At 56.7% G+C, this 20839-nt stretch carries 17 protein-coding genes and 1 other RNA gene; 16 read left to right on the top strand and 2 right to left on the bottom strand.

All coding sequences use genetic code 11. The features are described from left to right. The first annotated feature begins 74 nt into the window (after positions 1–74). From Q0955_RS14900 to Q0955_RS14870, 7 genes are all read left to right on the top strand, one after another. Complete coding sequence (locus Q0955_RS14900; protein ID WP_299425497.1) at positions 75–1964, top strand: bifunctional 2',3'-cyclic-nucleotide 2'-phosphodiesterase/3'-nucleotidase; 1890 nt, start codon at positions 75–77, stop codon at positions 1962–1964. Positions 1965–2028: 64 nt separating this feature from the next. After that, positions 2029–2127: signal recognition particle sRNA small type (gene ffs / locus Q0955_RS14895), an RNA gene on the top strand. A gap of 238 nt (positions 2128–2365) precedes the next feature. Further along, on the top strand, positions 2366–4309 hold the full coding sequence (locus tag Q0955_RS14890; RefSeq protein ID WP_299425494.1) for an extracellular solute-binding protein: 1944 nt from the start codon (positions 2366–2368) through the stop codon (positions 4307–4309). Positions 4310–4313: 4 nt separating this feature from the next. Further along, on the top strand, positions 4314–5402 hold the full coding sequence (locus tag Q0955_RS14885) for a microcin C ABC transporter permease YejB (protein ID WP_299425491.1): 1089 nt from the start codon (positions 4314–4316) through the stop codon (positions 5400–5402). Then, positions 5402–6508 carry an ABC transporter permease gene (locus tag Q0955_RS14880; RefSeq protein WP_299425488.1) on the top strand — a complete coding sequence of 369 codons (1107 nt, stop codon included), beginning with the start codon at positions 5402–5404 and terminating at the stop codon, positions 6506–6508. Before Q0955_RS14885 ends, Q0955_RS14880 begins: the two co-directional genes overlap by 1 nt. Beyond that, complete coding sequence (locus tag Q0955_RS14875) at positions 6505–8085, top strand: ABC transporter ATP-binding protein (protein ID WP_299425485.1); 1581 nt, start codon at positions 6505–6507, stop codon at positions 8083–8085. The genes Q0955_RS14880 and Q0955_RS14875 overlap by 4 nt, the downstream gene beginning before the upstream one ends. Further along, the gene (locus tag Q0955_RS14870; protein ID WP_299425484.1) at positions 8082–8528 is read left to right on the top strand and encodes a GNAT family N-acetyltransferase; all 447 of its coding nucleotides are present in this window, start codon (positions 8082–8084) and stop codon (positions 8526–8528) included. Before Q0955_RS14875 ends, Q0955_RS14870 begins: the two co-directional genes overlap by 4 nt. Before the next feature lie 45 nt (positions 8529–8573). Here the strand turns inward: Q0955_RS14870 and hemN are convergent, their stop codons facing one another. Next, positions 8574–9929 carry an oxygen-independent coproporphyrinogen III oxidase gene (hemN, locus tag Q0955_RS14865; protein ID WP_299425481.1) on the bottom strand — a complete coding sequence of 452 codons (1356 nt, stop codon included), beginning with the start codon at positions 9927–9929 and terminating at the stop codon, positions 8574–8576. Between the two features lie 68 nt (positions 9930–9997). Between hemN and fnrL the strand changes: the two genes are divergently transcribed. Then, positions 9998–10738, top strand: a complete 741-nt coding sequence (gene fnrL / locus Q0955_RS14860) for a transcriptional regulator FnrL (protein ID WP_299425479.1) — start codon at positions 9998–10000, stop codon at positions 10736–10738. Positions 10739–10843: 105 nt separating this feature from the next. Here the strand turns inward: fnrL and Q0955_RS14855 are convergent, their stop codons facing one another. Then, positions 10844–11683, bottom strand: a complete 840-nt coding sequence (locus Q0955_RS14855) for a universal stress protein (protein ID WP_299425477.1) — start codon at positions 11681–11683, stop codon at positions 10844–10846. Between the two features lie 220 nt (positions 11684–11903). Here Q0955_RS14855 and ccoN point away from each other — a divergent pair, with 220 nt between their 5' ends. From ccoN to Q0955_RS14815, 8 genes are all read left to right on the top strand, one after another. Continuing rightward, complete coding sequence (gene ccoN, locus Q0955_RS14850) at positions 11904–13505, top strand: cytochrome-c oxidase, cbb3-type subunit I (RefSeq protein WP_299425474.1); 1602 nt, start codon at positions 11904–11906, stop codon at positions 13503–13505. 15 nt (positions 13506–13520) lie between these two features. After that, on the top strand, positions 13521–14252 hold the full coding sequence (ccoO, locus tag Q0955_RS14845; protein ID WP_299425472.1) for a cytochrome-c oxidase, cbb3-type subunit II: 732 nt from the start codon (positions 13521–13523) through the stop codon (positions 14250–14252). 12 nt (positions 14253–14264) lie between these two features. Further along, complete coding sequence (locus Q0955_RS14840) at positions 14265–14450, top strand: cbb3-type cytochrome c oxidase subunit 3 (RefSeq protein WP_299425469.1); 186 nt, start codon at positions 14265–14267, stop codon at positions 14448–14450. Continuing rightward, entirely contained in the window at positions 14447–15313 is an 867-nt protein-coding gene (gene ccoP, locus Q0955_RS14835) for a cytochrome-c oxidase, cbb3-type subunit III (protein WP_299425466.1), read from the top strand. The genes Q0955_RS14840 and ccoP overlap by 4 nt, the downstream gene beginning before the upstream one ends. A 317-nt stretch (positions 15314–15630) precedes the next feature. After that, positions 15631–16626, top strand: a complete 996-nt coding sequence (locus tag Q0955_RS14830) for an AraC family transcriptional regulator (protein WP_299425464.1) — start codon at positions 15631–15633, stop codon at positions 16624–16626. Positions 16627–16759: 133 nt separating this feature from the next. Next, positions 16760–18184 (top strand): cytochrome c oxidase accessory protein CcoG, encoded by a 1425-nt coding sequence (ccoG, locus tag Q0955_RS14825; RefSeq protein ID WP_299425461.1) that lies wholly within the window; start codon positions 16760–16762, stop codon positions 18182–18184. Further along, a complete protein-coding gene (locus Q0955_RS14820) occupies positions 18184–18645 on the top strand; it encodes a FixH family protein (RefSeq protein ID WP_299425458.1) in 462 nt (153 codons plus the stop codon). The genes ccoG and Q0955_RS14820 overlap by 1 nt, the downstream gene beginning before the upstream one ends. A gap of 3 nt (positions 18646–18648) precedes the next feature. Then, positions 18649–20838 (top strand): heavy metal translocating P-type ATPase, encoded by a 2190-nt coding sequence (locus Q0955_RS14815; protein WP_299425455.1) that lies wholly within the window; start codon positions 18649–18651, stop codon positions 20836–20838. Position 20839 lies beyond the last annotated feature (1 nt).

The following is a 20839-nucleotide window of genomic DNA, read 5'->3' as shown; positions in this document are numbered from 1 at the left end:
GACTAGGGTGGCCTGATGGCTGTGCGACTTGAATTTAGTCCTCCTAGGCGCCGGAACGAATCTAAGGAACTGTTGTGTCACACACACGCCTGAAAGGGTCTGAAAGAGCGCGTGTTGCTCTGCGCATCATGGCGACCAGCGATGTGCATGCGACGCTGCTTGATTACGATTACAGTAAGGACAGCGCGACAGAGCTGGGGTCTTTGGCGCGCGCGGCAACGGTGATTGAGGCTGCGCGGGAAGAGGTGCCGGCGACACTGGTGTTCGACAATGGCGACTTTTTGGAAGGCGCCGCGATCGCTGACCCTTATGAGGGAGGCGCTGGTGTTGGGGCGGACAATCCGGTTGTGAAAGCCATGAATGCCTTGCGATATGATGCCATCGGGCTGGGCAATCACGAGTTCAACATGCCAGCCGAGGACGTGCGGGCGGCGCTTCAGGCGCTTTTACCCCCTGTGCTTTGTGCAAATCTGCGCTTGAGCCGAGACCGGGATGCGTCGGTCTATGCGGATTTGTGGCAGTCTCATGTGTTGTTGACACGCTCGGTGACAGATCAGCGCGGGCAGGATCATGATCTGCAGGTGGGAGTGTTTTCGGTCTTGCCTCCACAAGTGGTGGCTTGGGACGCGTTGCGCATTGCCGGGCGTCTGGTTGCGGAGGACATGATGGCGGCGGCACGGCGGCAGGTGGCGGAATTGCGACGACAAGGCGCGGATGTAATTGTGGCTTTGGCGCATAGTGGCGTCAGAGACGATCACCATACTGAGGAAACAGAAAATGTTTCTGTTCCTTTGGCCGGATTGGACGGTGTGGATGTGGTTGTCGCGGGGCACGTGCACCGCGTGTTTCCCTCGCCCAGTTTTGGACTGACCGAGGCAATAGACCCGGTGGCTGGGACGTTACATGGCACACCTGCAGTGATGCCGGGCGTCTATGCGACCCACGTGGGGCAGATTGATCTGTCATTGGTGCGCGGCGCCGAGGGATGGCAGGTAGAGACACAAGAGGTCCAGGTGCATGATCTGCGCGCCGAAAAAGGCGCAGCGCCAGTGGAATCGCCCCGCATCGTTTCGGCCGTGCAGGGGGCTCATGCCCAAACCCTGGCCAATATGCGCCGCACCATTGGCACCGTGAAGGGGCCAGTGACAAGCTACTTTTCGATGGTGAAGGACGATTGCGCGTCGCGGTTGGTGGCGGAGGCAAAGCTAGCCTTTGCGCGGCGCGAGTTGGCCGGAAGCGGGTTGGAAGACATGCCGTTGGTGGCCTCAGTGGCCCCTTTGAAATGTGGCGGACGTGCAGGGCCGTTTCACTATGTTGATGTGGCCCCGGGGGCAGTGTCGGCGCGGGTCATTGCGGATATGCAGCCCTATTCCAACCACGTCAGCGTGATCCAAACGTGCGGGCGGGATGTGGTGGAGTGGCTGGAGAAAGGCTGTGCCGTATACAATCAGTTGTTTGCCGGAGAGGAGGGGCAGTTCCTTTATGACAGGGACACGCCAACCTATAATCGCGAGGCCATATATGGGCTGTCGTACACGGTCGATCTGTCGCAACCAGCGCGTTATGCGATGGATGGCAGTCTGATCAACCCGCAGGCCCGGCGGGTCGGAGATATCTGCTGGCGGGGCGTGCAAATTGCGCCTTCACAGGACTTCTTGCTTGTGACCAACGATTATCGCGGCGGAGGCGGTGGGAATTTTCCTGCCATGGGACAAGAGCGAGCGGTGGAGATTGCGCCCGCGCGGGTGCGAGATATTTTGGCGCAGCACATCGCGGAGACATCGGGACAGCGCGACGAGACGTTAGAGACTTGGCAGTTGCACCGGATGAAAGGCGTGAAAGCCGTGTTTGACACGGGACCGGGGGCGGCGGCGTATCTAGACTTGGCCGGGTTACCAATGCGCAGGTTGGGCGCGGTTGAGGGTGGATTTGCCCGCTTTGAGCTGGATATGGCGCGGCTTTGAAAAGTTAGGCAGCATTTGAGTGGGCTGGCTTGCATCTTCGATCCGTTCCGCCTATATCGCCTCTTGAGAGGTTGGCGCGGGCGAGCGCCTCGCCAACCCGGTCAGATCCGGAAGGAAGCAGCCGTAACGAGCCCCGCTTGGGTCGTTGTCCAGCCTCTCACCCAATCTCCCTGCATTTCAGAACGTGATGGATTGCCGTTTTTTCGGTGGGTTTGGTGGTGCCTCACCACTCGGTCCCAGAAGCTCAGAGCATTGAAAGTGTTAAGAAAAGCGAGATTTTGCCGCCTCTGGGCGGAATCACGGCCTGTTGATACATTCCGAACTTGAATGTTGTTGCCCACCCCCTTTAGCTTGAAAGGTAAGAATTCCGCTGACAAGCGCGCGGGCGCAGGAGGGGCCAAATGAAAGAAAAGACATTCAAAATTGCCGGGCCAATGTTTGATCGCCGTGGGGCGCTGCGATTGATGGGCGGGAGCGCATTGTCGATTGGTGCCGGACTTGGCGGCGGGATGGCATGGGCCAATGAGGACGAACTCATCCGCTCCCATGGCTATTCGTTTTTTGGCGACTTGCAGTATCCGGCGGATTATCCGCATTTTGACTACGTGAACCCTAATGCCCCCAAAGGCGGCACAATTACCCTGAGCACACGCGGGACCTTTGACGGGTTCAATCGGTATTCCTGGAAAGGGGGCAACCCGGAAAGCAGCGCGGGTGTTGTGGCCGAAAGCATGTTTGCCGAAATGCCTTGGGGCGGCGGTGCGCCAGCGGATTCCATTACGGACAGCTATTGCTTGATTGCCAAAGAGGTGGAGTACCCCAAGAGTCAGGAATGGTGTGTGTTCCACATGCGTGATGATGTGGTATTTAGCGACGGCTCCCCGCTTCGGGCGCAGGACGCGGCGTTTACCCACAACCTGTTCTTGGAGCAGGCCATCCGGTCTTATGCGCGGTCTGTGAAAGAGCGGATCACCGGCGTTGAGGTGATTGACGATCATACAATCAAATACACCTTCGCCGAGGGCATTTCGCGCCGGTCATTGATTAGCCAGGTGGGTGGGACGCCGATTTTCTCAGAAGCCTGGTACAAAGAGACCGGTGAGCGGTTGGATGAACCGTCGATCTTGGCACCGATGGCTTCCGGGCCTTATCAAGTTGGCGACTATGAGTTTAACCGCTACGTCGAATATGTCCGTAATCCAAACTATTGGGGTTGGGATCACCCGGCCAACGTTGGCCGGTTCAACTTCGACAAAGTTCGGATTGAGTATTTCACCGACGCAACCGCTGAGTTTGAGGCGTTTAAGGCGGGGGAGTTCACCTACCGCTCAGAAGGGTCTACCAAGCGTTGGGCGACGGGCTATGACTTCCCTGGCATCCAAAACGGCACAGTGAAGAAAGAGGCGCTGCCCAGCGGGTCTGCGCCGACAAATTTTGGCATGTTGTATAACACGTTGCGCGCGCCGCTGGACAACCGCGATGTGCGCCATGCGTTGTCTTTGGCGTTTAACTTTGAGTGGGTGCGTGAATCGCTCCAGTATGAGTTGACCACGCAGCGCAGTTCGTTTGCTGAAGGCCAAGAGTGGGAAGCCAAAGGGGTGCCGGAAGGCGCGGAACTTGCGCTTCTGAAATCGCTGGGCGATGCAATTCCCGCAGAAATGCTGACGGAGCCGGCGGTTGTGCCACACACGTCTAACGCGTCCAATCCGATTGACCGCCGCAACAAGCGCGCGGCGCTGAAGTTGTTTGAGAAAGCCGGATGGACCGTGAATGATGCGGGACAAATGGTGGATGGTGACGGCAAGCAGATGTCGCTGGATTGCCTTGTGATTGCGACCTGGGATGAAACCCGCCTCGCGCTGATTGAAACCTATGTAAAAACGCTGGCCAATTGGGGCATCAAAGTGAAAGCCGATAAGGTTGACAGTGCGCAGGCGCAGCAGCGGTGGATCGATAAAGACTATGATATGATCTACAACCGCTATCGGTCTTTTGCCGCCGCTGGCACGGGCTTGCACCAGATGTTTGGGTCCAAAACCGCAGAGGTGTCTACGTATAACCCGGCCGCGCTGCGTAGTTCGGCAGTGGATGCGATCATTGATGCGGCGCTGGCGACCACAACACGTGAAGACGAAGTGGTGGCGTTGACAGCTTTGGACCGGGCCCTGCGCTATGAGCGCATCATGGCACATTCAGGGTATGTCGGTGAAAGCTGGGTGTCGTATTTCGATATGTACGAACGTCCAGAAGAGCTGCCACCTTATGCGGTCGGTGTGCTCGATTTCTGGTGGTACAACAAAGACAAGCATGAGGCGCTGATCGCCTCTGGCGCGTTGCGGAAGTAATCCGGTGGGCGCCTATATCCTCCGACGACTATTGCTTGTGATCCCAACCTTGCTTGGGGTCATGATCATCAACTTCTCTCTGGTGCAGTTTGTTCCTGGCGGGCCTGTGGAGCAGGTTCTTGCCAAGATGCAGGGCGAAGGCGACGTGTTTGCGGGCTTTGCCGGTGGTGGTGAAGACATCGCCACGGAGGAGACCTTCGGCTCTGATAGTGAATATTTGGGGGCAAGGGGCTTGCCCAAAGAGTTCATTGAGGAGCTGGAGAAAGAGTTTGGCTTTGATAAGCCGCCGTTGGAGCGCTTTCTGACCATGATGGGCAACTATATGCGCTTGGATTTTGGTGAGAGCTATTTCCGCAAAATCAGCGTGATCGATCTGGTGCTTGAGAAAATGCCGGTGTCGATAACGCTGGGGCTTTGGGCAACTTTGATTGCTTATGCGGTGTCGATACCCCTCGGTATTCGCAAGGCAGTGAAAGATGGCACGCCGTTTGATACCTGGACGTCTGGTGCAATTATTGTGGGCTATGCCATTCCGGGGTTCTTGTTTGCGATCATGCTATTGGTGCTTTTCGCTGGAGGGTCCTATTGGAAGATTTTCCCACTGCGCGGACTGACATCGGACAATTTTGAAGACCTGACGATGATCGGAAAAGTGTTGGATTACTTCTGGCACATAACTTTGCCGGTTCTGGCCTCGACCATTGCGGCGTTTGCGACGCTGACGTTGCTGACCAAGAACAGCTTTCTGGATGAGATCAAGAAACACTATGTGATGACGGCGCGGGCCAAAGGGCTGACGGAAAAGCGTGTGCTCTATGGCCATGTGTTCCGCAATGCGATGTTGATTGTGATCGCGGGTTTTCCGGCTGTGTTTATCGGCGTGTTCTTTGGCGGATCGGTGCTGATCGAGACGATCTTCTCGCTCGACGGATTGGGGCGGCTGGGTTTTGAAGCTGCTGTGGCGCGGGACTATCCGGTGATCTTTGGCACGTTGTTTGTCTTTGGCCTCATTGGCCTCGTGGTCGGGATCCTTTCTGACATGATGTATGTGTTTGTCGATCCGCGGATTGATTTTGAGAAGAGGGAAGGCTGATGGCATTGTCTCCCCTAAATCAACGGCGCTGGAGCAATTTTAAGCGCAACCGGCGCGCCCTTTGGTCTTTAGTCATTTTTTCGGTGGTGTTTGTGCTGTCGCTGTTTGCGGAGTTTATCGCAAATGACCGGCCGATCCTGATCAACTATCGGGGGGAATTCTATACGCCGATCTTCAACTTTTACCCTGAGACCACCTTTGGCGGGGACTTCAAAACCGAGGCGGTTTACAACGATCCTGTGGTGGAGTGTTTGATCACTACCGGCGGTATTGAAGATTGTTTTGATGTGCCGGAAGACATGCTGGAACAGGTTGCGGATGGCACCTTTGACCATGCAGATTTCAAAAAAGGTTGGACGCTCTGGCCCCCGATCCCCTACAGCTACGACACCCCCGTGGATCGCGCAGGTGCGGCGCCGTTGCCGCCTGACAGCCAGAATTGGCTGGGCACCGATGACCGCAAGCGTGATGTGTTGGCGCGCGTGATCTATGGCTTCCGACTGTCGATTATCTTCACCTTGGTGGTGACCACAGCGGCGAGCTTGATCGGTATCTTCGCAGGCGCTGTTCAAGGCTATTTTGGCGGTTGGGTGGATCTGATTTTTCAGCGGGTGATCGAGATTTGGGGGGCGACGCCAAGTCTGTATATCATCATCATTATGTTCGCGATTTTGGGGCGCAGCTTCTGGCTGTTGGTCTTACTGACAGTGTTGTTCAGTTGGACAGCGTTGGTGGGTGTAGTGCGGGCAGAGTTCCTGCGGGCGCGCAACCTTGAATATGTGCGTGCGGCCAAAGCGCTGGGCGTGTCCAACCGGGTGATCATGTTCCGCCATATGTTGCCTAACGCGATGGTGGCGACCGTGACCATGTTGCCGTTTATCGTGACGGGCACGATCAGCACGCTGGCTGGGCTGGATTTCCTAGGCTTTGGTTTGCCGTCCTCGGCGCCAAGCCTTGGCGAGCTGACACTTCAGGCGAAGCAAAACCTACAGGCGCCGTGGTTGGCTTTCACCGCGTTTTTCACCTTTGCCATCATGCTGTCGCTTCTGGTCTTCATCTTTGAAGGCGTGCGCGATGCGTTTGACCCAAGGAAGACTTTTTCATGAGCGTTTTGGAGGTCAAAGGCCTACGCGTGGCATTCCGGCAGGACGGAGAGCGGGTTGAAGCCGTGAAAGGCGTGTCCTTCACCGTGGATCGCGGTGAGACCGTGGCGTTGGTAGGCGAGTCCGGGTCCGGCAAGTCGGTCACAGCCTTGTCTACCGTGTCTTTGTTGCCGGAGAGCGCAGAGGTTGCGGGCTCGGTGACCTATGACGGTCAACAGATGGTTGGCGCATCGGGTAAGCTGCTGCGCAAGGTGCGCGGCAACGACATCAGCTTTATCTTTCAGGAGCCGATGACCTCGTTAAACCCGTTGCACACCATCGATAAGCAACTGGCGGAAAGCCTGGCGCTGCACCAAGGGGTAACTGGTGATAAGGCGCGTGCGCGGGTGTTGGAGTTGCTGGAGAAGGTTGGGCTGCGTGATGCAGAACAACGGTTGAGCTCTTATCCCCACCAGCTGTCCGGTGGGCAGCGGCAGCGGGTGATGATTGCTATGGCGCTGGCCAACAAGCCGGACATCCTGATTGCCGATGAGCCAACGACGGCGCTGGACGTGACCATTCAGGCGCAGATTTTGGAGCTGCTTGCGGAGTTGAAGGCCAGCGAAGGCATGGGGTTGTTATTCATCACCCATGATCTTGGCGTGGTGCGGCGGATTGCCGACAAAGTGTGCGTCATGAAGGATGGCGAGATTGTTGAAGCCGGACCGGTGTCCGAGATTTTCGACAATCCGCAGCATCCTTACACGCAGCTTCTGTTGAGTGCGCAGGCAAGCGGCATTCCTGAGCCGGTGGAAAGCAACGCCGAAGAAATGGTGTCGACTGAGAACTTGCGGGTGTGGTTCCCGATCCAGCAGGGATTGCTCAAGCGAACGGTTGGCCATGTGAAAGCGGTGAATGATTCCAGCCTGTCCGTGCGGGCGGGGGAGACCTTGGGCATTGTGGGGGAAAGTGGCTCCGGCAAGACCACGCTGGCCTTGGCGATCATGCGGTTGATTGGCAGTGAGGGCAAAATCACCTTCGACGGCCATGATGTGCGGCAGTGGAGCACCAAAGAGTTGCGAGCGTTGCGCAAGGACATGCAGATTGTGTTTCAAGACCCGTTTGGCAGCCTGAGCCCACGTATGACCTGTGAACAGATCATCTCCGAAGGGCTTGGTGTGCATGGCAACCCGGATGGGCGCGACACGCGTACGCTGGTTGGCGAGGTTATGGTTGAGGTGGGCCTCGATCCGGCGGCGATGGATCGCTACCCGCATGAGTTTTCCGGAGGTCAGCGGCAGCGGATTGCCATTGCGCGGGCGATGATCTTGCGGCCCAAGCTGGTTGTGCTGGATGAGCCGACGTCGGCGCTCGATATGACGGTGCAGGTGCAGATTGTGGACCTGCTGCGGAACTTGCAGAAAAAATATGGGTTGGCCTATCTGTTCATCAGCCATGATCTGCATGTGGTGCGGGCGATGAGCCACAAAATCATGGTGATGAAGGCGGGGGATGTGGTGGAGCATGGTGACTCTGAGGCGCTGTTTGACAACCCACAGACCGATTACACACGTGAATTGCTGGCGGCGGCCCCAGGGTGACCAGTCTTCGTTTTGATGCTGCCAAGCCAACTGATGCAAAGCGATTGGCCAACCTTCGTGTGAAGGCGATGCGGCCAAGTCTTGAAGCTGTGGGTCGGTTCAATCAGGAGCGGGCGCGGCGGCGGTTTTTGGACACGTTTGTGCCCGAAGACACCACGTTGGTATTTTCCGGCAAACAATTGCTGGGTTTTTTTGAGCTGCGCGACTGCGAGGACCACCTGTACCTCGATCATTTCTATATCGCGCCTGAGGAGCAAGGGCGTGGGATCGGGAGTATGATCCTGCAATGGATTTTGCGTGATGCGTCGGAGCGTGACCTGCCAGTGCGGTTGATGGCGCTTAATGGGAGCCCGGCCAACAAATTCTACCGCCTGCATGGGTTTGAGGTAACGACCCAAGAAGAGTTCGACACGTGTTACCAGTGGGTGCCAGAACCAAAATAGGCCAGCCCAGGGGGCCGGCCTTTTTGTCTTAATAGGTCGGAGAGATCAGATTGCCGCGCTGTGTTGAGCTTTGCTCATGTCATAGGCGTCAAACGCGCGCGCAATGATGCGGGTCAGCGGGCGTGTTGCCTCCGGGATGACCAAAGCGCCGCTTTCCAGTGCCAGCACGTCTGGAAATTCTGCCGTGACTTTGGAGAACATCTCATTGAGCTCGGCGCGGGTGATGTCAAAACGGTTAACAATCTCATCCGCATCAATGCGGAAGTCACACATCAGAGCTTCGATCAGGCGGCCACGCAGGCGGTCATCGTCGGTGAAGGTGTGGCCACGAGAGGTAGAGAAACGTCCTTCACGGATCGCGCCAGTGTGAGCCGAGGTGGCCGGCGCGTTTTGTGCGAACCCTTGCGGGAAGCGCGCGATGGACGACGCACCAACCGCAAGCAACACGTCAGCCGTGTCGTCGGTGTAGCCCTGGAAGTTACGGCGCAGTGTGCCATTGCGTTGGGCCACGGACAGGCCGTCTGATTTGGTGGCGAAGTGGTCGATGCCAATTTCGTCGTAGTCGTCCCAGAGGAAGAGCTTGCGCGCGGTTTCATAGAGCGCGAGGCGTTCTTGTGGGGTTGGCAGCGCGTCTGACGGGATCATTTGTTGCCGCTTGGCCATCCATGGCACGTGGGCATAGCCATAAAGCGCCACGCGATCGGGGGAGAGCGACAGGAGTTTCTGGACGCTTTCAGTGATGCGGGCCTGGGTCTGATGTGGCAGGCCGAAGAGAATATCGGCGTTTACGCTTTTCACGCCATGTGCGCGGATCATCTCAACCGCATCGCGGGTGATGTCATAGCCTTGAATACGGCCAATGGTTTTTTGGATTTCGTCGTCAAAATCCTGCACGCCAATGGAGGCGCGGTTCATGCCTGCTTTGGCAAGTACAGCCAGACGCGCGTCGTCGATCTCATTTGGATCAATCTCAACCGAGAACTCACCGTCCGCTGCCATGGGCGCGACGTCGAAGATGGCGCCAGCCAAGTCTTCCATCATGCCAGGGTCAAGCAGGGTTGGCGTGCCGCCACCCCAATGCAAACGAGAGAGTGTGACGTCTTTAGGCAGTGACGCCTTTAGAATTTTGAGTTCGTCCTTCAACGTCTCCACATACGCGGCAACCGGAGAGAGCGTGGACGTGCCTTGGGTGCGGCAGGCGCAGAACCAGCAGAGGCGGCGACAAAACGGCACATGCACGTAAAGTGAGACTTGCGAACCGGTTGGAATCGCTTCAATCCACGCCTTATAAGTGTCTGGCGTCACGTCGTTGTTAAAGTGCGGGGCTGTCGGATAGCTTGTGTAACGCGGAACTTTCGCGTCAAACAGTCCGAGTTTGGCCAATTGTTTTTCCTGTTCCATGAGCGTACTCATAGAGAAATGGGAAATGCGAACCCTTGACCCAGATCAAGTCTAGGTATGAACAGGTTATGAACGAGACATTGGACCTTACAATTGGCTGCGAAAGTTGCCCGATCAAACACCGTGCTGTGTGCGCGCGCTGTGATGCGGACGAACTCGAGACCTTGGATGGAATCAAATACTACCGCAGCTTTGAAGCAGGCCAGACTGTGATCTGGTCCGGCGACCGCATGGAGTTTGTGGGCTCTGTCGTGTCAGGAATCGCCTCGTTGACGCAAACGATGGAAGACGGCCGGACACAGATGGTGGGCCTCTTGCTGCCCAGTGATTTTGTTGGTCGACCGGGACGGGAAACCGCGTCTTATGACGTGGTTGCGACCACGGATCTGGTGATGTGCTGCTTCCGACGCAAACCGTTTGAGGCCATGATGGTGGAAACACCTCATGTGGCGCAGCGGTTGCTGGAAATGACGCTGGATGAATTGGACGCTGCGCGCGAGTGGATGTTGGTGCTTGGCCGCAAGACAGCGCGGGAGAAAATTGCCAGCCTGCTGTCGATCATCGGGCGTCGGGATGCCTCGCTGAAACTGGAAGGCACCATTGGCAAGATTGTGTTTGATCTGCCGCTGACCCGCGAAGCGATGGCCGACTACCTTGGGTTGACGCTTGAAACCGTGAGCCGCCAGATGTCTGCGCTCAAGCGGGACGGGGTGATCGAGCTGCAAGGCAAACGCCACGTGACGGTGCCCAGCTTTGAGCGCCTGATGGACGAGGCAGGTGATGACGCCGACGGTGGGATGATGGCCTAAGGACAGCGCACATTCAGACATAGAAAAAGGCGGGGTAGTCCCCGCCTTTTGTTTTGCCAAGCCGATGCGTGTCCCACGACACATCGGCTGGCAAAATGGGTTTGATTAGTGCGACAGGAACACCGGAATATCGGCTTGTTCCAGCATGTTGCGGGTGGCACCGCCCAAGATGGCTTCGCGGAACCGCGAATGGCCGTAGGCGCCCATTACAATCATATCGGTCTTGGTGTCGGTGGCGTGGCGCAGCAGCACGTCAGAGACGCGGGGCTGGGTTTTGGACAGCACGTCAACCTCGACACGCACGCCATGGCGCGACAGAAATTGCGAGATTAGCCCGCCGGGATCAGAGCGGTTTGGGCCGTGGGTGGGGGGATCAATCACCACCACATGCACCAGATCTGCCGCTTTCAGGAACGGCAGCGCCGCGCGGGTGGCAACCAGCGCCTCAGCGCTTTCGTTCCAGCCAATAGAAATGGTTTTGGGGGTCGCAATGGGCGCTGCGGTTTCAGGCACCATCAGGACCGGGGCCTGACCTTCAAACAAGGCCGCTTCCAAAGTGGGTTCGAGCTCAGTGCCTTGATTCTTGCCGTAGGGCTTTGGCAGGACGACAAGGTCGGAGAAACGCGAGCGTGCGGCCACATGTCGCCCCAGGTCGGCAATCTGTGTGACGCCGGTATCGCAGGCCCAGCGGATGTCCGTGTTGGACAAAGCAGCCTCTGCCGCCACTTTGATAGCGTCTGCCTCTTCATGGGCGCGTTTGAGCATTTCCTGCATCAAAAGCGCGTCGGCACCCGCATAGAAGTAGCCTGTTTGCGAACGATCAACCCCAAGCGCCAACACATCCAGATGCGCATCTTGAGCTTCCGCCAGGGCAATTGCCTGCGCCAAAGGCGCAGCCGTGAAGTCAGAGTCCGTCAGAACGCACAGCAAAGATTTGTAGTTCATTGTCACTCACCCGTGTTATGGAAAGGTGTAAATTGCATACGACTTTTCTTTGTAGGTGTAGATAAAGCCGTTTCTCTTGAAGTAGATACAGACAGAGATCTCCGTCAGTTTCCTTGACCCAGATCAAAGCGAAAGTTTCGCTGCACCTGCAAAAGACGATTGGTCAAATCCGCCCCAAGCCCGGAGAAGAATCGGGCAGGGCAAGACGAAGGGACGCGAAATGGTAAATTACTTCAAGCTGATCGCGCTAGGCCTCATCACGTTTTTTGCGTTGATAGCGGCCAACTATGCGCGTGATTTAGCTTATATGGTACACGCCCTGATTATTTCGGGCGTGTCCTTTGGGCTGTTTATTTGGGTCCTGCGTGGCATGGGCACCGTCACGGTGCATGCGCAGGATGAATATATGGATGACGTGATCCGCTACGGCGTGATCGCAACCGCTTTTTGGGGGGTCGTTGGGTTTCTGGCAGGGGTGTTTATCGCGTTCCAGCTGGCCTTCCCGGTGCTCAACTTTGAGTGGGCACAGGGTTACGCCAACTTTGGTCGTTTGCGCCCGCTGCACACTTCGGCGGTGATTTTTGCGTTTGGCGGTAACGCGCTGATCGCGACGTCCTTTTACGTTGTGCAGCGCACCAGCGCGGCGCGGCTGTGGGGGGGCAATCTTGGTTGGTTTGTCTTCTGGGGCTACCAGCTTTTTATCGTTCTGGCAGCGACAGGCTACCTTCTGGGCGGTACGCAGTCCAAGGAATACGCGGAACCTGAATGGTATGTTGACCTGTGGCTGACCGTTGTTTGGGTGGCTTACTTGGCAGTGTTTCTCGGAACCGTGATCAAGCGGAAAGAGCCGCACATCTATGTGGCCAACTGGTTCTTCCTGGCGTTTATCGTCACCGTTGCGATGCTGCACGTGGTCAACAACCTGACCATTCCTGTGTCCATCTTCGGCTCCAAATCCGTTATTGTCTGGGCCGGTGTGCAAGATGCGATGGTGCAGTGGTGGTACGGCCACAACGCTGTGGGCTTCTTCCTGACCGCGGGCTTCCTGGGCATGATGTACTACTTCATCCCGAAACAGGCCGAACGTCCGGTGTTCTCTTACAAGCTGTCGATCATCCACTTCTGGGCACTGATCTTCCTGTATATCTGGGCTGGTCCGCACCACCTGCACTACACCGCGCTGCCTGACTGGGCCTCGACCCTTGGTATGGTGTTCTCCGTGGTGCTGTGGATGCCGTCTTGGGGTGGTATGATCAACGGTCTGATGACCCTGTCTGGTGCCTGGGACAAGCTGCGCACCGACCCTGTGATTCGTATGATGGTGATCTCGGTGGGTTTCTACGGCATGTCGACCTTTGAAGGTCCAATGATGTCGATCCGCGCCGTGAACTCGCTGTCTCACTACACCGACTGGACCATTGGTCACGTGCACTCCGGTGCGTTGGGTTGGAACGGCATGATCACCTTTGGCTGTCTCTACTTCCTGGTGCCTGTGTTGTGGAAACGTGAGCGTTTGTACTCGCTGCAGCTTGTGAGCTGGCACTTCTGGCTCGCCACCATCGGCATCGTGCTCTATGCGGCGTCCATGTGGGTGACCGGTATCATGGAAGGCCTGATGTGGCGTGAAGTGGATGCCAATGGCTTCCTGGTGAACTCCTTTGCCGACACTGTGGCTGCGAAGAAACCGATGAACATCGTGCGTGGTCTGGGCGGGGTTATGTTCCTCACCGGTTCCATCATCATGTGCTACAACCTGTGGATGACTGTACGTAAGGCACCGGCCAAAGAAGCCAGCCTGTCCGTCGCAGTCCCGGCTGAATAAGGAGGGCCGGCAGCTATGGCTATTCTCGACAAACATAAGATCCTCGAGACCAACGCGACCCTCCTGCTTGTTTGCAGCTTCCTGGTCGTAACCATCGGTGGCATCGTACAAATCGCGCCTTTGTTCTGGCTCGAAAACACCATTGAGGATGTAGAGGGCATGCGCCCCTACACCCCTCTCGAACTCGCGGGACGCGACATCTATCTGCGTGAAGGCTGCTATGTCTGCCACAGCCAGATGATCCGTCCAATGCGTGACGAGGTGGAGCGCTACGGTCACTACTCGCTGGCAGCGGAATCCAAATACGATCACCCGTTCCAGTGGGGCTCCAAGCGGACAGGTCCTGACCTTGCCCGTGTGGGTGGCCGTTACTCCGATGATTGGCATCTGGACCACATGCGCAACCCGCAGTCCGTGGTTCCTGAATCGATCATGCCGAAGTATGGCTTCCTCGAGAAGAAGATGATCGATGGCAAGTACATCGGTGACGTGATGAAAGCGAACGCGATTGTGGGTGTGCCTTACACCGAAGATATGCTGGAAAATGCCCAGTCTGACTTCATGGCGCAGGCTGATCCGGACAGCGATTATGACGGTCTTCTGGAGCGCTACGGCGAAGTGAGCGTGAATGTGCGTAACTTCGACGGGCAGCCTGGTGTGTCCGAAATGGACGCGATGATTGCGTATCTTCAGATGTTGGGCACGTTGGTTGATTTCTCGACCTTCACCCCGGCGGCGTCGCGGTAAGGAGGGGATCTAATGGAAACCTATTCCTTCCTGCGAGAGTTCGCGGACAGCTGGATGCTTCTGTTCTTGTTCATGTTCTTCCTTGCGATTGTGCTGTGGGTGTTCCGCCCTGGTGCCAGCAAAGAGTACCAAGACACGGCCAGCATTCCGTTCCGTCATGAAGATAAACCGGCCACGACTGAGGAGGCACGGACATGAGCAAGCCATCAAAAAAGTTTGACAGCGATCCAAACACCACCGGCCACGTTTGGGATGGGATTGAAGAATTTGACAATCCTATGCCGCGTTGGTGGCTGTGGGTGTTCTACGTCACCATCATCTGGGGCATTGGCTATGTCATTGCGTATCCAGCATGGCCGGGTATCACTGGTGCCACCAAAGGCGTTCTGGGATGGTCGACACGTGCCAACGTTGCAGCTGACATACAGGCGGCCGAAGACAAGCTGGCGCCAATCAACGCCAAGCTGGAAGCCGCTGAGCTGACCCAGATCACCACTGATCCTGAGTTGGGCCCTTATGCAGTATCTGCAGGCGGTGCCGTGTTTAAAACTTGGTGTGCACAGTGTCACGGTTCTGGTGCGGCTGGCGCGGTTGGCTATCCCAACCTGCTGGACAACGACTGGCTCTGGGGCGGTGACATTGAGAACATCTACCTGACGGTCAACCATGGCATCCGTAACACGGAAGACGACGATGCGCGGTATTCCGAGATGCCTGCCTTTGGGGATGATTACCTTGAAGACGACCAGATCGACGCGGTTGTGAACTATGTGATGTCGCTGTCTGGTGAGGCGAAAGACGCCTCCGTTGTGGCGGCAGGTGCGGAAGTCTTTGCGGATGAATGCTCCTCTTGCCACATGGAAGACGGCACCGGAGATCGGTCGCAGGGGGCGCCTAACCTGGCGGATGCGATTTGGCTGTTTGGTGGGGACTACGACTCCATCAAGGAGACGGTCACCTACAGCCGCTACGGTGTGATGCCGTCTTGGGGCAATCGTTTGACCGAAGCGCAAGTGCGTGCGGTATCCGCTTACGTGCACCAGTTGGGTGGCGGCGAGTAAATACCTCTCACTGTGAGACCATGGACCGCTCCGAGACATCGGGGCGGTCTTTTTTGTGCCCAACCACAGGTTTCTTTTGCCAATTTGACAAAGATCAAGTTTTTGACCGCGCCGCCTTGGTAGAAATGTCTTAAGGGCAGCACGCCGCAACCGGAGCTGCTCGTTGGGTGTCGATCTTTCCGTCCTGTTCGCGCGTTTCCTGGAAAGATTGGCACCCACAATTACTCCCCTCATTTGAATCTTCTCGCGGATTGCGCCATCTGGTTGGCGAACTGTGCCATCTGGCTTATGTTGAGCTCACCTAGAGGGAGGCGCAAATGCACAAGCTGGTTCGGTATCCGGTCAACAAATCGACAGGTGGTCTGTTGCGGTCTTCCGGGATTTCTCCGGAGCGGGTTTTGCGCCGTGCCCAGATGCCGGTTGATCTCTTCGACACGGAAAACCGTGGGGTCACCGCGCAGCAGTTCTTCACGCTCTGGGACGCGATTTCAGAAGAAATAGACGATCCCAAAGTGGTGGTAGAGATGGCAAAGGCAATGGCGCGCGGACCATTCATTCCCGCTGCGTTTGCCTTTTCGTGCAGTCCCAATATCGCCACGGGCTTGCGGCGCAAGGCGGTGTTTAAGCCCTTGGTCGCACCCATTAAGCTTTTGGTTTCCGAAACCGAGTCGCATCTTGTTTTGGATATTGATGTGGCCGAACCCAATCTGGATGTGCCGAAATGTATGGCGGCGTTTGAGATGGTCTATTTTCTGGAGATGTGCCGCACGTTTACCGGGGTGGATTTCCTGCCGGTGGAGGTTGGCGTGCCGGACTTTATGGAAGATCAGGCGGTTTTTGATCGCCACTACGGGCGCAAAGCAGTGATCACGCCACGACCAAGGCTGACACTGACGCGGGAAGATGCGTATCGTCCGTTGATCTCCGAGAACCCGCAGCTTTGGGCTGGGTTTGAGCGGGAATTGACACGGCAGCTGGCCGAGCATCGGCGGAACCTGTCTATGGCGGTGCGGGTGCGCAATGCGCTTTTGGAACTCCTGCCGGCCGGCCAAGCGTCGGTGGATGCGGTGAGTGACCGGCTTGTGACAAGCCGCCGCAGCTTGCAACGCCATCTGAGCAAAGAAGGGCAGACCTTCCAATCGGTGTTGGATGACACGCGGTCTGATTTATCCTTACATTACTTACGTCAAGCGGACATGAGTGTTGAGGAAATCTCCTATTTGCTGGCTTATCGTGACCCCAATTCCTTCTATCGCGCGTTCCAGAATTGGACCGGTCGCACCCCTGCGCAAATGCGCGCAGAGCTACTCTGACGCAGGGTGGTTCTAACCTCAAAGGTGTAAAAGGTGAGTCACAAATGTGAGATTTGACACAGGTCAATGTTCTGACGTCCAATCGTTGGGACAAGATCGAAAAAATCTCCTCTCCAAACATGTGGGTGATTCCGTGAGCAAAAATCCTGCACCGTCCCTGTACGAGGCACGAGAGCCAATTTTTCCGAAACGCGTTTATGGGCCGTTTCGTAATCTAAAATGGATCATTATGGCGATCACGTTGGGTATTTATTACCTGACGCCGATGCTGCGGTGGGACCGTGGGCCAAGTCTGCCGGATCAGGCGGTTTTGATCGATATCGCCAACCGCCGGTTCTTCTTTTTTATGATCGAGATTTGGCCGCATGAGTTCTACTTCGTGGCAGGTCTGTTGATCATGGCGGGGTTGGGGCTGTTTTTGTTCACATCCGCCTTGGGCCGAGTCTGGTGCGGCTATGCCTGTCCTCAGACGGTTTGGACGGATTTGTTTATTCTCGTGGAGCGCTGGATTGAGGGCGACCGCAATGCGCGCTTGCGTCTACATCGCCAGAAGAAGATGGACTTCCGCAAAATGCGCCTACGGGTCACCAAATGGATTTCCTGGCTCATCATTGCGATGGCCACAGGGGGGGCGTGGGTGTTCTACTTCGCCGATGCGCCGACGTTGGCTTTGGATCTTGTTACAGGTAATGCACATCCGGTCGCCTATACCACCGTTGCGGTTTTGACGTTCACTACCTTTTTCTTTGGTGGATTTGCCCGTGAGCAGATTTGTATTTACGCCTGCCCATGGCCACGCATCCAAGCCGCGATGATGGATGAGGACACTTTGACTGTTGGCTACCGCGAATGGCGTGGAGAGCCGCGCGGCAAAGGCAAGCGTACCCAAGACACGGAACTTGGCGACTGTATCGACTGTATGGCCTGCGTGAATGTGTGCCCAGTTGGGATCGACATCCGCGACGGGCAGCAGATGGAGTGTATCACTTGCGCGCTCTGTATTGATGCCTGCGATGAGATGATGGAAAAGGTTGGCAAGCCACGTGGCTTGATTGATTACCTGGCGTTTTCCGATGAGGATCGGGAACGTGAAGGTAATCCTCCCAAAAGCGTTTGGAAACACATCTTCCGCCCTCGTACGATCATGTACACATCGCTGTGGTCATTTGTGGGTATCGGGCTTGTTGTCGCTCTGTTTATGCGCTCTGATATTGAAGCCACCGTTGCGCCGGTGCGGAATCCCACCTTTGTGACCTTGTCAGATGGCTCAATTCGCAACACCTATGAGGTGCGTCTGCGCAACAAGCATGGGGAAGACCGCATGTTCCGGATTTCTCTGAAAGGGGAGCCAAACTTGCGGGTGCAGCTTGAAGGCACCCCATATGAGGCCGTAAATGTGCCAGCGGACCAAATGAAAAACCAACGTGTTTATGTCATTGCTCCAGCGGGATCGGCGCCAGCCAATGGCAGTCTGACCAACTTCCGCTTCTGGTTTGAGGACACAGGCAATGGGGACCGGGTGCACAAAGACACTGTATTTAATGGAAAGGGCCAGTGATGGCTGAGAGAAAATTCACTGGCAAACACTTCTTGATGGTGTTTGTTGGAGCGTTCGGCATCATCATCTCCGTGAACATGTTTTTGGCATGGAATGCGGTGGCCACGTTCCCGGGGCTGGAAGTCAAAAATTCCTATGTCGCCAGCCAGAGTTTTGACGCGCGCCGCGACGCGCAAGAGGCCTTGGGCTGGGATGTCAGCGCCCGTGCCAAAGGCGGCTTGTTGATCCTGTCGATCACCGATGAACATGGTGCGCCGGTTCAGGTCTCCAATCTGGATGCGGTGCTTGGGCGGGCAACCCATGTTCAAGATGACCGCACACCGGACTTTCAGTTTGATGGCAAAGCTTATGTGGCCCGTGAAGAACTGGCGCCGGGCAATTGGAACATTCGTATGAATGCCACTGCGTTGGACGGCACGCCGTTTGAGCAGCGTGTGATCCTGCGTGTGGAGAAGAGCTAAGCCATGACTGCGGCGATGCGCCCAAATATCTCGGCCTGTCCAGCCTGTGATGCCGCTCCGGCAGCGGAAGCGCTGGCAGAACGGGCTCTGCAGGAGGACGCGCGTATCGCTTTGTCCGTGCCAAGCGTGCATTGCGCCGCGTGTATTTCCACTGTGGAAACTGCGCTTTCCGGTCATCCTGGGGTGCATTCGGCCCGGGTAAATCTGACGCTCAAACGCGCGTCTGTGGAAGCGGCGTCTGATGTGACTGCTGAAGAGCTGGCAACGGTTCTGGAAAAAGTGGGCTATGAGGCACACGAGCTTGATGCAGGCACATTGAGTGCGACGCAAAACGACAAGGCCGGGCGCGATCTGTTGATGCGACTTGCAGTGGCTGGCTTTGCATCGATGAACGTGATGCTGTTGTCGGTGTCGGTTTGGTCCGGTGCTGAGGCGGCCACGCGGGACATGTTCCACTGGATTTCTGCGGCTATTGCGCTGCCGACGATTGCCTTTTCGGGAAAGCCGTTTTTCGTGCACGCCTGGAGCGCATTGAAGCACAAGCGCCTGAATATGGATGTGCCGATTGTGCTGGCAATTGTGCTGGCGGTAGCCACGTCGCTTTGGGAGACCACGCTATCAGGCGAGCATGCTTATTTTGACGCCGCATTGACGCTTGTATTCTTTCTTCTGGCAGGTCGGTATCTGGATCACCGCACACGGGCGGTGGCCCGATCTGCGGCAGAGGAACTGGCGGCCTTGGAAGTGCCTCGCGCTGTGCGGGTTGTGGACGGTCAAGACGAAACGGTTGCCGTGAAAGAGCTTGCCGTTGGCGATTTAATCCGGGTGAAGCCGGGTGGACGTATGCCTGTGGATGGCGAGATTGTCGAAGGGCGGTCAGAACTGGATCGGTCCTTGCTGACCGGGGAAACTTTGCCTGTGTTTGCGGAGCCTGGCCAAGCGGTGAGCGCGGGGGAAGTGAACCTGACAGGGCCATTGATGATCCGCGCGACCGCGGTGGGTGAACAGACAAGTCTGCACCGAATGGCGGATCTGGTGGCGGTTGCGGAGTCTGGCCGGTCAAATTACACGTCTTTGGCCGATAAGGCCGCAAGACTCTATGCACCAGGTGTGCATATCCTGTCTGCTCTGAGCTTTCTTGGCTGGTATCTGTTTACGTTTGACATGCGCACAGCGCTGAACATCGCGGCGGCTGTCTTGATCATCACCTGCCCCTGTGCGCTGGGACTGGCTGTGCCTGCGGTGACGACTGCTGCTTCGGGACGGCTGTTCCGCAAAGGGATGCTGATCAAACACAGCACCGCGTTGGAGCGTTTGGCAGAAGTCGACACCGTTGTGTTTGACAAAACAGGGACGCTGACAGCGGGTGCGCCGGAACTGATCAATCTTGAGACACTTGAAGAAAAAGCCCTCTCCGTAGCGCTGGCGCTGTCCATGGCCTCGGCGCATCCGCTGAGTTCGGCGATCACCAAAGCCGCGCAAGCGGCCGGTGTGCGTCCGGCGCGGGTGAGCGAAATTGAAGAGGTGCCGGGTTATGGCACACAAGGCATGTTGGATGGCGTGTTGGTGCGGCTGGGACGCCCGGCCTGGGTTGGCGCCAAGGCAGGGGCCCAGACAGCCGCGTTTTTGAGCGTGGGGGAGGGCACACCCGTTGGGTTCTATTTTGCCGACTCGTTGCGCGATGGTGCAGAGGCCTGTGTGAAGGCGCTGCAGGCAGCGGGCAAAGAGGTGATCTTGATGTCCGGTGACACCACCGGTGCGGTGGAAAGCCTGGCGGACCGGTTGGGCATTGCCAAATGGGTGGCCGAAGCTTTGCCGGAAGACAAAGCCAAGCGTGTGCAGACCTTAGCGGCAGACGGACATTTTGTGCTGATGGTTGGCGATGGTCTCAATGACACCGCGGCGCTTGCTTCGGCGCATGTGTCAATTTCACCAGCCTCGGCGTTGGACGCGGCCCGTGTGGCGTCTGACATTGTCCTTTTGGGGGGCGACCTCTCGCCGATTCCGGATTCGGTGGATGTTGCCAAGAGCGCGATCAAACGTATCCGTGAAAACTTCCAAATTGCGACGGTCTACAACATCGTCGCGGTGCCTTTGGCCGTGGCAGGTCTGGCAACGCCGTTGATTGCTGCGTTGGCGATGTCCACGTCTTCGATTACAGTTTCCCTAAACGCCCTGCGCCTGAGAGGATGAC

It is taken from the genome of uncultured Shimia sp. (assembly GCF_947493595.1).
GTDB lineage: Bacteria > Pseudomonadota > Alphaproteobacteria > Rhodobacterales > Rhodobacteraceae > Shimia.
The sequence above is the reverse complement of the archived record's forward strand: the minus strand, read 5'-3'. Positions and strand labels throughout refer to the sequence as shown.

What these genes read in the sequence shown, in the direction of transcription:
- Q0955_RS14875 (WP_299425485.1), top strand. Translation starts at nt 6,505, where the DNA reads ATGAGCGTTTTGGAGGTCAAAGGCCTACGCGTGGCATTCCGGCAGGAC.
- Q0955_RS14815 (WP_299425455.1), top strand. Translation starts at nt 18,649, where the DNA reads ATGACTGCGGCGATGCGCCCAAATATCTCGGCCTGTCCAGCCTGTGAT.
- ccoN (WP_299425474.1), top strand. Translation starts at nt 11,904, where the DNA reads ATGGTAAATTACTTCAAGCTGATCGCGCTAGGCCTCATCACGTTTTTT.
- Q0955_RS14855 (WP_299425477.1), bottom strand. Translation starts at nt 11,683, where the DNA reads ATGAACTACAAATCTTTGCTGTGCGTTCTGACGGACTCTGACTTCACG.
- ccoO (WP_299425472.1), top strand. Translation starts at nt 13,521, where the DNA reads ATGGCTATTCTCGACAAACATAAGATCCTCGAGACCAACGCGACCCTC.
- Q0955_RS14880 (WP_299425488.1), top strand. Translation starts at nt 5,402, where the DNA reads ATGGCATTGTCTCCCCTAAATCAACGGCGCTGGAGCAATTTTAAGCGC.
- fnrL (WP_299425479.1), top strand. Translation starts at nt 9,998, where the DNA reads ATGAACGAGACATTGGACCTTACAATTGGCTGCGAAAGTTGCCCGATC.
- hemN (WP_299425481.1), bottom strand. Translation starts at nt 9,929, where the DNA reads ATGGAACAGGAAAAACAATTGGCCAAACTCGGACTGTTTGACGCGAAA.
- ccoP (WP_299425466.1), top strand. Translation starts at nt 14,447, where the DNA reads ATGAGCAAGCCATCAAAAAAGTTTGACAGCGATCCAAACACCACCGGC.
- Q0955_RS14820 (WP_299425458.1), top strand. Translation starts at nt 18,184, where the DNA reads ATGGCTGAGAGAAAATTCACTGGCAAACACTTCTTGATGGTGTTTGTT.
- Q0955_RS14840 (WP_299425469.1), top strand. Translation starts at nt 14,265, where the DNA reads ATGGAAACCTATTCCTTCCTGCGAGAGTTCGCGGACAGCTGGATGCTT.
- Q0955_RS14890 (WP_299425494.1), top strand. Translation starts at nt 2,366, where the DNA reads ATGAAAGAAAAGACATTCAAAATTGCCGGGCCAATGTTTGATCGCCGT.
- Q0955_RS14830 (WP_299425464.1), top strand. Translation starts at nt 15,631, where the DNA reads ATGCACAAGCTGGTTCGGTATCCGGTCAACAAATCGACAGGTGGTCTG.